The 13,003-nt window shown below is 45.8% G+C and carries 12 protein-coding genes; 5 read left to right on the top strand and 7 right to left on the bottom strand.

Features of this window, described 5'->3' with window-relative positions:
* Positions 1-69: 69 nt before the first annotated feature.
* The 4 genes from WH96_RS00490 to WH96_RS00475 form a co-directional block, all read right to left on the bottom strand.
* Complete coding sequence (locus WH96_RS00490) at positions 70-1,326, bottom strand: NAD(P)/FAD-dependent oxidoreductase (protein WP_047762187.1); 1,257 nt, start codon at positions 1,324-1,326, stop codon at positions 70-72.
* Positions 1,327-1,361: 35 nt separating this feature from the next.
* Positions 1,362-2,792 (bottom strand): aldehyde dehydrogenase family protein, encoded by a 1,431-nt coding sequence (locus tag WH96_RS00485; protein WP_047762186.1) that lies wholly within the window; start codon positions 2,790-2,792, stop codon positions 1,362-1,364.
* A 318-nt stretch (positions 2,793-3,110) separates the two neighbouring features.
* Complete coding sequence (locus WH96_RS00480) at positions 3,111-4,118, bottom strand: proline racemase family protein (protein ID WP_047762185.1); 1,008 nt, start codon at positions 4,116-4,118, stop codon at positions 3,111-3,113.
* A 143-nt stretch (positions 4,119-4,261) separates the two neighbouring features.
* Positions 4,262-4,945 (bottom strand): GntR family transcriptional regulator, encoded by a 684-nt coding sequence (locus WH96_RS00475; protein ID WP_047762184.1) that lies wholly within the window; start codon positions 4,943-4,945, stop codon positions 4,262-4,264.
* 202 nt (positions 4,946-5,147) lie between these two features.
* Here WH96_RS00475 and WH96_RS00470 point away from each other — a divergent pair, with 202 nt between their 5' ends.
* A complete protein-coding gene (locus tag WH96_RS00470) occupies positions 5,148-5,651 on the top strand; it encodes a dihydrofolate reductase (RefSeq protein ID WP_156176643.1) in 504 nt (167 codons plus the stop codon).
* A gap of 9 nt (positions 5,652-5,660) precedes the next feature.
* Here the strand turns inward: WH96_RS00470 and WH96_RS00465 are convergent, their stop codons facing one another.
* Positions 5,661-6,362, bottom strand: coding sequence for a DUF1194 domain-containing protein (locus WH96_RS00465; protein WP_162200094.1), 702 nt, complete (start codon positions 6,360-6,362; stop codon positions 5,661-5,663).
* A 255-nt stretch (positions 6,363-6,617) separates the two neighbouring features.
* Positions 6,618-7,736 (bottom strand): iron-sulfur cluster carrier protein ApbC, encoded by a 1,119-nt coding sequence (apbC, locus tag WH96_RS00460; protein ID WP_047762183.1) that lies wholly within the window; start codon positions 7,734-7,736, stop codon positions 6,618-6,620.
* A gap of 266 nt (positions 7,737-8,002) precedes the next feature.
* Between apbC and hflK the strand changes: the two genes are divergently transcribed.
* From hflK to WH96_RS00440, 4 genes are all read left to right on the top strand, one after another.
* Entirely contained in the window at positions 8,003-9,082 is a 1,080-nt protein-coding gene (hflK, locus tag WH96_RS00455) for an FtsH protease activity modulator HflK (RefSeq protein WP_047762182.1), read from the top strand.
* A gap of 17 nt (positions 9,083-9,099) precedes the next feature.
* A complete protein-coding gene (gene hflC / locus WH96_RS00450) occupies positions 9,100-9,981 on the top strand; it encodes a protease modulator HflC (protein ID WP_047762181.1) in 882 nt (293 codons plus the stop codon).
* A 102-nt stretch (positions 9,982-10,083) separates the two neighbouring features.
* Positions 10,084-10,272: a DUF2065 domain-containing protein gene (locus tag WH96_RS00445; RefSeq protein WP_047762180.1), complete on the top strand. Its 189-nt coding sequence runs from the start codon at positions 10,084-10,086 to the stop codon at positions 10,270-10,272.
* Positions 10,273-10,466: 194 nt separating this feature from the next.
* On the top strand, positions 10,467-12,005 hold the full coding sequence (locus tag WH96_RS00440; protein WP_082130259.1) for a DegQ family serine endoprotease: 1,539 nt from the start codon (positions 10,467-10,469) through the stop codon (positions 12,003-12,005).
* Between the two features lie 87 nt (positions 12,006-12,092).
* Here the strand turns inward: WH96_RS00440 and serB are convergent, their stop codons facing one another.
* Positions 12,093-12,986 (bottom strand): phosphoserine phosphatase SerB, encoded by an 894-nt coding sequence (gene serB / locus WH96_RS00435; RefSeq protein ID WP_047762179.1) that lies wholly within the window; start codon positions 12,984-12,986, stop codon positions 12,093-12,095.
* Positions 12,987-13,003: the final 17 nt, after the last annotated feature.

Raw genomic sequence — 13,003 nt, 5'->3', positions numbered from 1 at the left:
TGAAAGCTTTCTGCCCAGTCAGGGCTTTACTGTTTGGGGCTTTATTATTGTTGGTAAAGTTGAAATTGATTAGTTAAAGCGGTCAATTCTAAAAGGCTTGAGATCAAAACCTGCTGGTCGACCAGACACCATATTAGCGATCGTTCGCCCAGTGACGGCACCGCCTGTGATACCAAGGTGTCCGTGGCCAAAGGCGTAATGAACATTTGAGTGCTGGCCCGATTGACTAATGACGGGAACACTGTCGGGGGTTGAAGGTCGCCGCCCCATCCATTTCGTTCCATCGGTGCCATTCAGATTTGGCATGTAGTTTTTGGCAAGGGTTAAAAGCGTATCACACCGCTTGTAATTGGGTTCAGCCTCAATACCAGCAAACTCAACGGCCCCACCGATACGCAGGCCGACGCTCATGGGGGTAGCGACAAACTTATCCTCTGCAAAAAGAACCATATTGTTAAGACTAACATCGGGGGTCGGCAGTGTTGTGTTATAGCCACGCTCGGTATCCAGCGGAAAGCTATCGCCGAGTTTCTTCGCCAGACGTGCGGACCAGGCACCGGCACAAACTACCAACTGATCAAACGCGATATTCTGTCCACCCTTGGTTATGGCCGAAGAGGGTTGATTGTCCTGATGCTCAATCTGTTCAACTTCATCCGTAATGTAGGTGCCGCCATTACGGGTAAACTGTTCCGCAAGACCTTTGACTAAATCTGCTGGATTGGCAAAGTGTCCCCAATGTGGGGTGTAGACGCCACATTTTGCTAACTCACCCAACTGGGGTTCGCGGTCCATAATTTCTGATCGGGAAAGGTTCTGGGCTTCAATTCCGTTTCTGCGTGTCAGATCCCAGTAATAGGAATCTTTTTCTCTTCCCTTTTCACTTTTGTAAACGGTCAGTGATCCTTCTGTTTTCAAAAGCGATTGCAATCCAGCCTCACTAAGAAGGGGAGTGTAGTCATCAAAAGCAGTCTTCAGATAGGCACTCATAGCCGAAGCTGTTTTTTCTACCTGTTGATGGCTACTGGATTTTAGGAACAGATACAGCCAGGGGAGGAACTTTGGTAAATAGGTCAGGCGAAGCGATAGAGGACCCAAAGGATCCAATAACCAGCCGGGTACATCTTTCCAAAGTCCGGGAAGAGCGAAGGGAACGATTTCTGTTGCGGCAATTGCACCCGCATTACCGCAAGAAGCGCCATCGCCGAGGTGATCGCGTTCAATAATAGTTACAGAATGACCATCTTTTAAAAGATAGCTCGCACTGCAAAGACCAATGATACCCGATCCAACAACGAGTATGTTCTTTTTCGTTCCCGCGCTCATCCGTAATCTCCAAAGGCTGAGTCGTAGTTGTTACCTTATGGCAGCGTATAGGCAGTTTTTACTGTTGTGAAGAACTCAGCAGCATAACTACCTTGTTCTCTACTGCCATAACTTGATCCTTTGGTGCCACCGAATGGAACATGATAATCAACGCCTGCTGTCGGTAGGTTCACCATAGCCATACCTGCCTTGGCATTGCGCTTGAAGTCCGATGCGTATTTCAGGGATGTTGTGCAGATACCGGATGACAAACCAAACTCTGTGTCATTAGCAACAGCAAGAGCTTGATCATAGTCAGCAACACGGATCACAGAAGCAACAGGCCCGAAGATTTCTTCGCGATTGATACGCATTGAGTTGCCAGTTTCTGTAAAGAGAGCCGGGGATAGATAGAATCCTTTGGTTGTACGTTCCAGAAGTTCGCCACCATACGCAAGCTTTGCACCTTCGTCTTGGCCAATACGAATGTAATCCAGATCTTGTTTTAACTGACTTTCATCAACAACCGGGCCGATGTGAACGCCGTCAGACAGGGCATTATCGATTTTGAGTTGCTCAAGTCTTGTGATTGCTTTCGCTACAAATTCATCGTGAACACCCTCGGTCACGATCAGACGTGAAGATGCTGTACAGCGCTGACCAGTTGAGAAGTATGCGCCTTGAACAGCAGTTTCAACCGCAATATCAAGATCTGCATCATCAAGAACAACGAGAGGGTTCTTGCCACCCATTTCCAGTTGGAATTTTGCCATACGTCCGGCACAGGTGGCAGCAACATGTCGGCCAGTTGCGACTGAACCGGTGAAGCTAACACCATTTACTTTAGGGTTGGTTAGAATTTCTTCGCCAACAACAGAACCCCGACCCATGACAAGGTTGAAGACACCTTCTGGTAAGCCAGAGCGTGAAATGATGTCAGCCAGTGCCCAACCACAACCGGGAACTAGGTCAGCAGGTTTGAAGACGATGGCGTTACCGTAACAAATTGCAGGGGCAATTTTCCATGCAGGAATGGCAATCGGGAAGTTCCATGGGGTAATAATACCAACAACACCCAAAGCTTCTCTGACAACTTCAACCTCTACGCCGGGACGTACCGAGGCAAGTTTGTCACCTTTAAGGCGTAGCGCTTCACCCGCAAAGAATTTGAAGATTTGACCTGCGCGTGCTGTTTCTCCGATACCTTCTGCAAGGGTTTTGCCTTCTTCACGTGAAAGAAGCTCACCAAGCTCTGCTTTTCTTGCCAGAAGTTCTGTGCCGATTGCATCGAGTACATCAAAGCGTTGTTGTGGTGTTGACTGTGACCAGCTTTTTGCCGCGACATCTGCAACATCAATTGCTTCACGGGTTTGTGTTGCATCGGCCTGGGTGTAAACACCAACGATTTCTGATGTATTCGATGGATTAATATTATCACGGGCTGCTGAACCTTCAACAAACTGGCCGTTAATGTAATTCTGTTTCAAGACTTATACTCCCTTGGTTTGGGGATGATGAACATCATCTATCTGTTTGATCTCTTATTTTTTTGATCTAGTTGATTGGCGATCATTCTAAATCAAATACCCGTTCATTTCGGGTTGTGATATTTGTTTTTTTATCGACTGGACTGTCTTCGGTATGGCCAGTAATTGTCATAGCCAGAGACTATCAATTCCGTATGTTTGTGTCTGGCCTGATTAGGCTTTGCGGCTATTATATGTATTAACTGGATATTGTATACAATATTTTAATGTTGAGGAACGATTCTATGTATAGCTTATCGCTATCACTTTGAATCTTTATTACTTTAATAGAAATCCCTGACCAATTTGATCATCTTCTTCAATTGTGAAAATGGATTCACCTGTATAGTTCGCTTTTCCTTTAACTCGAACTCGAACGGCTTGACCTGGACCGTAGGTCAAAATCTCTTCTGCTGTTGCATTGAACAAACTTTTTGTAACACTTTCAAACTGGCGGGTTTGTCCTGCTTCGATTTGTTTTTTTGCGACCTGAACAGCGATGCGTGCTGTGACACCTGAACCCGTAGGACTTCGATCAACCTGTCGATCCGCAAAGACACAAATATTTGCTGTTGGTGTCGCTGAAAACTGGTCTTCGCCATCAGTTAAAATCGTACCGTAGAGAAAAGCTAGATCTTCGGATTCCGGGTGTGTTAATTGAACAGATGCCTTTATGGCAGAGCTAATAGCATCTGCTGCATCAACAAGGTCTCTTGTCGGGGTTTTATGTATATCTAGTCCCAACTGCTTTGCTGAAACCAGTGCATAGAAGGCCCCGCCATATCCTATGTCGTATGTGATTGTATGGTATCTTGGTACATCAATCGTTTGATCTGTCAGGAAAGCAAAGGCGGGAACCGAACGGAAAGAAACAGTACTACTCTTCCCATCTTTCACATCCACATCAGCAATGACAAGACCACAGGGACATTCAATCTTGACCGTTGTTGTCGGTTCGACTGCTTTGACGATGCCTTGATCAATGGCATAGCGCCCAAGGGCAATAACAGCGTGCCCGCACATCGTGCTGTAGCCTTCATTATGAAGAAAAAGCACACCAAGATCTGCTTCAGGATGGCATGGTTCGACGAGAAGGGCGCCATACATATCGTAATGTCCGCGCGGTTCGAACATAAGGAGGTGTCTCAGATGATCAAGATTATCTCTGACATAACGACGTTTTTCGAGAATAGTTGCCCCTTGGATCTCTGGATATCCATCTGTGATGATCCGCAGAGGTTCCCCGCCAGTATGCATCTCTACTGTTTTGATTTTAAGGTCGGTCATCGTATTTTGCCTGAACGCTAAGTTTTGAATATTTTATACAATGAATTTATCCCAAGAAAAAAGCAGCAATTAATAAAGCCGCTTTTTTCGTCTAATTATTTCAATGTAACGACTAGGCGTCTGTTGCTGTTCATTGATAAGCGTTAGCCTACAGATTGCTCATCGAGAAATTCAATCAAATTTTCACAACCAGCTTCAATATGACGATCCAGTAGATCGGCGGCAGATTGAACGTCACCAGCTTTACAGAATTTGAGTAGATCCCAATGGTCATCGCGTGCTTTTGCCCGAGCGCCTGCACTGTGCAGTTGTATGCGTAGATAGCGATCAATATTATTGTGCAGGTTTTGCACAATTGCCAAGGTTTTTGGGCGTTCGGCTGCGATATAGAGGATGTGGTGAAACTCTGCGTTTAGCTCGCCCCACAAAGATACTTCGCCATTTTCAAGCGCGACATCGTAGCGGTTAAGGATGTTTTCTGCGTCCTGAATAAGTTCCGGCGGCATTCTGGGGATTGCGCGAGAGATCAAATCACCTTCCAGCAAGCGTCTGATGTCAAAAAGTTCGCGGATTTCTTCGCGGGATAGAGCCGAGACAACGGCGCCTTTGTGGGCATAGAAGGTAACCAGACCTTCGGCTTCCAGTTGTCGCAAAGCTTCACGAACGGGAATTCTGCTGACGTTAAAGCGCGAAGCAATGGCATCCTGTCTTAGTTGGGCGCCTTCTTTTTGCTGTCCTGAAAGTATTTCTTCTCTGAGAGCTTCTGCCACCGCTTCGGTGATCGTTTGGCGTTTAAAACCGCCTGATTTATTATTAGTGTCGGCCATTCGGTTTTGGGCTTCCGTTTTTATAATTGCTTAATTATGATGCCTTCATTGCCAATGACGGCTGGGCTGTATAATAGGATATTTTATCCGTCTTTGACCAGCAGCTTTCATAGATAATCTGAAATCTAGGTTAATTGAGGGGATCCACTTACCTTGATTTAGTGTTTTCTTCTAATAATGTGTGATTGAAAAGAGTGAGTTGATGACGACTGTATCCCTGATTGTGGCCCACGGAAAAAACCGAGCGATCGGGAAAGATAACGTTATGCCATGGCACATTCCGGGTGATTTGAAATTTTTCAAGGCGCAGACAATGGGCAAGCCGGTTATCATGGGGCGCAAAACTTTTCAATCCATAGGTCGCCCATTACCGGGACGCCTAAATATTGTGATTACCCGGGATGTAAGTTTTAGAGCAGAAGGTGTAAGTCTGAGTTCAAGTCTGGAAGATGCCTTGAGATTGGCTCGTGAAGAAGTTCAGCATATAGGCGGTGACGAGTTAATGATCATTGGGGGGGCGCAAATCTATACGCAGTCCATTGATCTGGCAGATCGTCTCTACATCACAGAAGTTGATCTGGCCCCTGAAGCAGATGCTTTTTTTCCTGAAACAAAAGCAGAAGAATGGACGGAAATTTCCCGGGAAGTACATGCGCCGGACGGTAATACACCAGGATATGCCTTTGTTATTTCTAATCGGGTGTAAAAGGAGCTATTAGTAAGTTCTGTTTCTTTTGTCAGGGTTGCCAAAGCTTTGAGGCTTGTTGAAGGCAATCTCTGATGTACCTTTGATTTCGCGTTTGAGCTTTTCTTTTAGGATTTCACTAAAAGCTTCAAACCCAAGAACTTCAATCAGGAAAGCATTTTCTCCACCAATAACATTTTTAAGGTAGTAAGCCCCAAGCCATGCAGATGGTGCGCCGAGGCCGTTAGGATTGGGACGAAAAGATAAAACGGGTAGCCCATTAATGGTGATGCCCTGATTAATAGCATCGTTTCTGGCTTGTTGAACGTGTCGTCCGTCGCTGTTTGGACCATCCCCGGAGATATCAATGACGGATCTTGGTGCTATGAAATCATTGTGGCTAATTTCATAGCTGGCAACATCTATCATTCGGCTGATGGATGTTGAGGGTGCCGAACTTATGGGACGTCGCGTGAGCTTGTCTGCGAAGGTTTTTGCACTTTTATGGCTGTCGAGAATAGACCATTCCACGACTTTGATTTGGTGCTGCTCTCCTGCCCATTCGATATAGGTCACGGCGATGCGCCCTAAGGGGCCAGAGCGAATACTGTCAATAACATCTGGGTCTTTTAGGGCTTCGATATAGCCCCGGCGTTGAAGGTCTGCTTCGTATTCGTCAACACTGTGAGAGACATCAACGGCCAAGACCAATTCCAGATCTACGGGTTTCAACTCAATCCCATATGTGGTTTTGACACAGAGAGAACTCGTGAGAAACAAGCCTAAAGCGATGTTAACTAGGCGTTTGAAATATACTGTTGTTACCCTCATTGTCGAATACACCAAAGACAGTCTAATCAGTTTAGAAAGACTCTCATAAAAAATGAAATTCTCAAAATGGTGTAAAAATATGATGTAAAAAAAGCCCTGGGAAAATTCCGCAGGACTTTTAAATGTAGAGTCAATTGTGGTTTCGAAAAGCGAGCGTTATTCCATCGAGATAGAAGGTGCTTTTCGCTCTGTGCTGGATAGGCTTGCCCAGACTTTATCTGCGATTTCAGCATAGCGTTTGGCATGCTCACCGTCGGGCGATGAAATGACGATGGGCTCACCTTCGTCGGATGTCATTCTGATGTCGATATGCAGCGGCATTTCACCGAGGAAAGGCGTCTTCATTTTTTCAGCTTCGGCGCGAGCACCGTGTTCGCCAAAGATATGGGCTTCGTGTCCACACTCTGGGCAGATGTAAACGCTCATATTTTCAATAATACCAAGGACTGGCACGTCAACTTTACGGAACATATTTAGGCCTTTGCGCGCATCGAGTAAGGCAATGTCCTGTGGCGTGGAAACAATAACGGCGCCGTTAAGGGGAACCTGTTGTGCCATGGTTAATTGTGCATCACCTGTTCCTGGCGGCATATCTACAATCAGGAGATCCAGTTCACCCCAAACAACATCGCGCAACATTTGGGTTAAAGCACTTTGGACCATCGGACCACGCCAGATCATGGGTGTGTCTTCTGCAACCAGAAAACCAACAGACATACATTTGATGCCGTGTCTTTCCATGGGCAACAGAGTTTTGCCATCCGGCGATGATGGTTTTCCCGTGATCCCCATCATTCGGGGTTGGGACGGGCCATAGATATCTGCATCCATCAGACCTATTTTTAGACCCTGTTTGGCAAGGGACAAAGCTAGGTTAATCGCTGTTGTTGATTTTCCAACACCGCCCTTCCCACTAGCAACGGCAATAATGTGCTTGATACCTTTAAGCTCTATTTTGTTGCCGGGGCCGGGAGAGGGCGCGGCTTTTGGTGGTGGGGATGCTTGAGCTTTGGATTCACCAGGAGCATTATCGGCGGTGAGAATCGCGCTGACAGATAAAACACCATCGAGAGCATGAACTGCTTTCTCTGCAGATTTACGTAAAGATTCCATCTCTGCAGCCTGTGTAGGATCAATCTCAATGGAAAATCCGACATTGCCCTCTTTAATGATAAGGCCAGAAATCATTCCAAGGCTGACAATATCCTTTTTACTCTGAGGTTCTACAATCGTTCTCAAAGTATCGAGAATTTGTTGCTCTGTAACCTTACTCATCCCTGAATTCCCCATGAATTAAACTTGAATTCTTCACAACTTGTACAATATGTGCAGGTACTCTTTGTTGGTCTCTGGCACAGTTGATTAAAGTGTTATGCCTTGATTATATGGTAGGGTCCACGACAAAGATAAGAGGGAATTGACGCACCCTCTGTGGAAAATATTTAGTTTTCTGTTGCACTGGGCTTGAAAAACAGGTGCATTTAGTGACAGATTCAAGCAAATTCGTTTGCATTATTAATTGATTAATACAGGGAAAATAGATGCCTTGGGAAAATAAAGGTTCTGGCGGCGGTGGCCCTTGGGGCGGCGGCAATGGTGGCGGCGGTGGCGGTGGACAACGTCCACCTGATATCGAAGATATGATTCGCAAGAGTCAGGACCGGGTCAAGGAAATGATCCCAGGCGGCGGTAATTTCAGTGGTAAAGGCTTTGTTTTTATCCTCGGTGTAGTCTTGCTTTTATGGCTTGCATCCGGTTTTTATCGTGTCGAGCCTAACCAACAGGGGGTTGTCCTGCAGTTTGGTAAGTGGGTGAAGACGACTGAAGCAGGTCTGAACTGGCATTATCCTTATCCAATCCAGACAGTTCTTACACCGGAAGTAACAAATATTCACCAGATTGATATTGGTTTCCGTGGAAATAATACTGGTGGACGGACGCAAAGCAGAGCTGTTGCAGAAGAAAGTTTGATGCTGACAGGAGACCAGAATATCATTGATATTCATTTGACCCTTCAGTGGAAGATTTCAGATCCGGGACAATTCCTGTTTAATATCCGCGAACCGGAAGCTACAGTTAAAATTGCAGCCGAATCAGCATTGCGTGAAATTATCGGGCGTACAGATATTCAACCTGCGTTAACCGAAGCGCGTGATGATATTCAAACGCAAACACAGGTTCTTTTACAATCCATTCTTGATGGCTATGAAGCCGGTATTCTTATTACAGAAGTCCAATTGCAAAACGTACAGCCTCCGGCTGCTGTGATTGATGCTTTTGATGATGTTCAGCGTTCTTTGCAGGATAAAGACCGTGCTCGTAATGAAGCGGAAAAGTATCGTAATGATATCATCCCGCGTGCACGTGGTGAAGCTCAAAGACAAATTCAGGACGCTGAAGCTTATAAAGAGCGTCTTGTAAATGAGGCGACAGGTGAGGCCGATCGTTTCCTTTCTGTTTATCGCGAGTACAAACAAAATCCGGAAGTGACCACGCGACGTATGTATCTTGAAACGATGCAAAAAGTTCTCAAAGCAACCGATAAGGTTATTTTGGGATCAGATCAGGATGGTGTTGTGCCATACCTGCCGCTTGATCAACTTCGTAAAAATAATCAATAAGGTCGGGAGTGAGTCTTATGAATAATAAAATTACTCTCATTGTTGGAGTTGTTGTTGTTGCTGTTGCTTTCCTTACCAGCAGCATGCTTTTCACAGTGGATCAACGCGAACAGGTAATGGTTCTACAGTTTGGTAATCCAATCAAAACGGTTTCAGAGCCTGGGTTGGACTGGAAATTACCATGGCAGGATGTTCAGAGATATGAGAAGCGTGTTCTTAATCTCGACCCACCAGTAGAGCGTATGATCCTTTCGGATCAGAAGCCTCTGCTTGTCGATGCGTTTGCCCGTTACAAAATCGATGATCCTTTACAGTTCTTTAAAACTGTACGTTCTGAAGAAGGTGCCCGTGCCCGTTTGGGAACAGTTGTTAATGCGGGGCTTCGTGGTGAGCTCGGTAAAGCAACTTTGAGCACGGTGTTGTCACCGGAGCGTGATATTTTCATGGCACGTGTTCTCAAGCACGTAAATGAGCAAGCTAAACGTTTTGGTATTGATGTGCTGGATATTCGTATCCGTCGTGCTGATCTGCCGAATGAAACCAGCCAAGCTGTTTTTGCCCGGATGAAAACGGAACGAGAAAGAGAAGCGGCTGAGTTCCGTGCGCAAGGTTTCGAGTTGGCACAGCGGATCAAATCCAGTGCTGATCGTGAAGTGACAGTTCTGACGGCGGAAGCCAAAAAAGAATCTGAAATCCTGCGTGGTCAGGGTGATGCTGCTCTTACAAAGATCTTGAATGATGCCTATGGGCAAGATCCAGAATTCTTCAAATTCTATCGTTCCATGCAGGCTTATGAAGAAGCGTTAAGTACCAAAGGGACATACATGGTGATTTCACCAGATAGTGATTTCTTTGATTTCTTCTCTAGTGTGGATGGGCCGGATAAATCAGCTGAATAAGTTGGTTTAATAATGATGAAAGCGGCGGTGTCTTTGAGATGTCGCCGCTTTTTTTGTGGCATATAAGTAGAAAATATTTGATAAATAAGTAGTGATGTTGAGATGACCGAATTTTTAACTGCTTTGGCGATGGTTCTTGTCATTGAAGGAATCTTTTTATCGCTTTTCCCCCATAGATTACGACAGTTGTTAGAGCTTCTGAACGAGATGTCGCCAAGCGCATTGCGTGCAGGTGGTCTGAGTTGTGCCGTTATCGGTGTTTTTTTGATTTGGATTATCAAATCATTTTAGGTAAGTGCTTTAACTGCTGTGAAGTATTAACATGAAATATTAAAGGACAATAATGGGTGAAATGTCACGTGGAAGTCACAATTACGCCCATTTCCTCCCCCATCGTCAGAAACAACATAGCTTGAATCTGATTGGTTTGAGCATAAGTATTCGTTACTCGCTAAATGCGACAAGAATAGTTGGAGAAATCGCGAATGATAAAAAGAGCGGATAATACAAGAAACCGCGCTGTGGCGGTGGCGAAGGCCGTAACCGACAACCAGAATTTACAAAGATGGCAAAGTTTACAAAAATGGCTTGTCGGTGTGACTGTCGCTATTGGTGTGCTTTCTATGGCTGCTGCGGCGAAGGCCCGTTCAGCGCCAGATAGTTTTGCTGACTTAGCTGAAGAGCTCTTACCTTCTGTTGTGAATATTATTACGACGCAAACAATCGAGCCGAGTGAACAGACTGAAGGGGAGCAACAAATCCCTCAAGGTGAAAATTTTGAAGAGTTTTTCCGAGATTTCTTTGAACGTAGAGGCGGGCGTGGCCCACAACAGCCTCGCCGTGGTGGAGCCCAGGGATCAGGCTTTATTATTGATTCAGATGGTCTGATCGTGACCAACCATCATGTGATTGATGGTGCTGATGAAGTCGCGGTTCGTTTGCAGGATGGAACTGTTCTTGATGCTGAAATCATTGGTACAGATCAAAAGACTGACTTGGCTTTGCTGAAGGTCGATACAAAAATTGATCTTCCTGAAACCAAATGGGGCGATTCTAACAAATCCCGTATTGGCGATTGGGTTGTTGCAATCGGGAATCCTTTCGGCCTCGGCGGGTCTGTATCTGCTGGTATTATCTCTGCCCATTCACGTGATATTCGTTCCGGCCCCTATGATAACTTTATCCAAACGGATGCAGCGATTAATCGCGGTAACTCTGGTGGTCCGCTGTTTAATATGGACGGTGAGGTCATCGGTGTTAACTCTGCAATCTACTCTCCATCAGGTGGGTCAGTTGGTATTGGTTTCTCCATTCCTTCGACTATGGCAAAAAATATTATCGAGCAGCTGGAATCGCATGGCGAAGTAAGACGGGGCTGGCTTGGCGTTCACATTCAAACGGTAACGGAAGAATTGGCTGAAGGTCTGCGTCTGGATGAAGCAAGTGGGGCACTTGTTGCTTCTGTTGCAGAAGGTGGTCCGGCTGAGAAGGCTGGTATCAAGCAGGGCGACGTTATTTTGGAATTTAATGGTCGCAAGGTTCCTGAGATGCGGAAGCTTCCGTTGATGGTGGCTGAAACGCCGATCGGTCGCGAAGTTGATGTGGTGGTTTGGCGTAAAGGAAAACGAAAAACAGTACAGGTTGATCTTGGCCAGCTAGATGATGACGTTGTTGCTGCGGTTGCGCCTTCTAAAACAGAGAAGAAAAATGAGCGCAGAACAAGCAAGGTTGATGATCTCGGTCTCTATCTTGGCAAGCTTGATGGTGAAACTCGACAACGCTTTAAGCTGAATGATAGCGTTAATGGTGTGGTCATCACCGATGTTGTTCCTAATAGCAGTGCGGCCGAGAAGAGCCTGCGCCCCGGGGATGTAATCGTCGAAGTGGATCAGGAAGAAGTATCTGATCCAGGACAGGTGGCATCACTGGTTGGTAAGGCCAAAGACGCTGGTTTCAGAGTTGTTACTCTGTTGGTCTTCAAGCAAGGTGAATACTCCTGGGTTGCGATTAAGCTTGATTCGTAATCAGAGATATTTCTCTAATGAAAAAGGGCGTCCCTTTTATCGGGGGACGCCCTTTTTTGATTGCAGTGATTTGTCGGGAAGGCTCGTTTAAGCGAAATCTTCTTTGCTGTAACCCTGATAGTAAAGTAGAGCCAGATGATCAGTGTGTTTGACCTGATATTCTGCAGTCTCCTGTACGATTGGTTTTGCGTGATAACCGACACCCATACCAACGGCTGACAACATTGCGAGATCGTTTGCGCCGTCGCCAACAGCGCAAACATCGTTCAGGGTGATGCCCAGTTTTTGAATAAGATCTTCTGTTGCTTCCAATTTGGCTTCTCTGCCCAAAATAGGCTCTGTCACTGTGCCGGTCAGTTTTGCATTTTCTATGTTAAGCATGTTTGCTCGATCTTCATTGAATTGACATAAATCGCGAATCTGAGCTGTAAAAAATGTAAAGCCGCCAGAGACCAATGCCGTATAGGCACCGTGTTTACGCATGGTTTTGACCAATGTATCTGCACCGGGATTTAACTTCATGAGGCTTGATATTGCGGTGAGTTCGCTTTCGGCGATATCTTTCAATAGAGCAACTCTTTCTCTGAGTGACTCCTCAAAGTTTAATTCGCCGTGCATGGATCGTTCTGTTATTTTGGCTATCTGGTCGCCGATTCCATGGCGAACGGCAAGCTCATCAATCATTTCCTGACCTATAATGGTCGATTCCATATCAGCTACGAGCAGCTTTTTGCGTCGGTTTGTCGTTTCTTGAACGGCAAAATCAAAAGGGCTTCCGAGTAATTCCTGCGATATCAATTCTTTGGCTTCTTTAATTGCGAGGCCAGAAAAGAAAACATCACAAGCCTCCCCATCTGAGAGCCAGTCCTGTTCTTCCAACGATGCACCATGTTCTGTCAGGCATGTGGAAATCGACTGAATAGTTGCGTGATCCAGCAAGGAACTATTGGGGCGGGCAACAAGGGTGGCAACAAAACGCATGGGGACGTGACCTCGGG

The sequence above is a fragment of the Kiloniella spongiae genome (genome assembly GCF_001026905.1).
GTDB classification, from domain to species: domain Bacteria; phylum Pseudomonadota; class Alphaproteobacteria; order Kiloniellales; family Kiloniellaceae; genus Kiloniella; species Kiloniella spongiae.
Note: the sequence above shows the minus strand (reverse complement) of the source record. Positions and strands in the feature narration are given on the sequence as shown.

Excerpts from the sequence above, each read along its gene's own strand:
- WH96_RS00475 (WP_047762184.1), bottom strand. The coding sequence starts at position 4,945 with ATGGCCGACACTAATAATAAATCAGGCGGTTTTAAACGCCAAACGATC.
- hflC (WP_047762181.1), top strand. The coding sequence starts at position 9,100 with ATGAATAATAAAATTACTCTCATTGTTGGAGTTGTTGTTGTTGCTGTT.
- WH96_RS00445 (WP_047762180.1), top strand. The coding sequence starts at position 10,084 with ATGACCGAATTTTTAACTGCTTTGGCGATGGTTCTTGTCATTGAAGGA.
- hflK (WP_047762182.1), top strand. The coding sequence starts at position 8,003 with ATGCCTTGGGAAAATAAAGGTTCTGGCGGCGGTGGCCCTTGGGGCGGC.
- WH96_RS00490 (WP_047762187.1), bottom strand. The coding sequence starts at position 1,326 with ATGAGCGCGGGAACGAAAAAGAACATACTCGTTGTTGGATCGGGTATC.
- apbC (WP_047762183.1), bottom strand. The coding sequence starts at position 7,736 with ATGAGTAAGGTTACAGAGCAACAAATTCTCGATACTTTGAGAACGATT.
- WH96_RS00480 (WP_047762185.1), bottom strand. The coding sequence starts at position 4,118 with ATGACCGACCTTAAAATCAAAACAGTAGAGATGCATACTGGCGGGGAA.
- WH96_RS00440 (WP_082130259.1), top strand. The coding sequence starts at position 10,467 with ATGATAAAAAGAGCGGATAATACAAGAAACCGCGCTGTGGCGGTGGCG.
- WH96_RS00470 (WP_156176643.1), top strand. The coding sequence starts at position 5,148 with ATGACGACTGTATCCCTGATTGTGGCCCACGGAAAAAACCGAGCGATC.
- serB (WP_047762179.1), bottom strand. The coding sequence starts at position 12,986 with ATGCGTTTTGTTGCCACCCTTGTTGCCCGCCCCAATAGTTCCTTGCTG.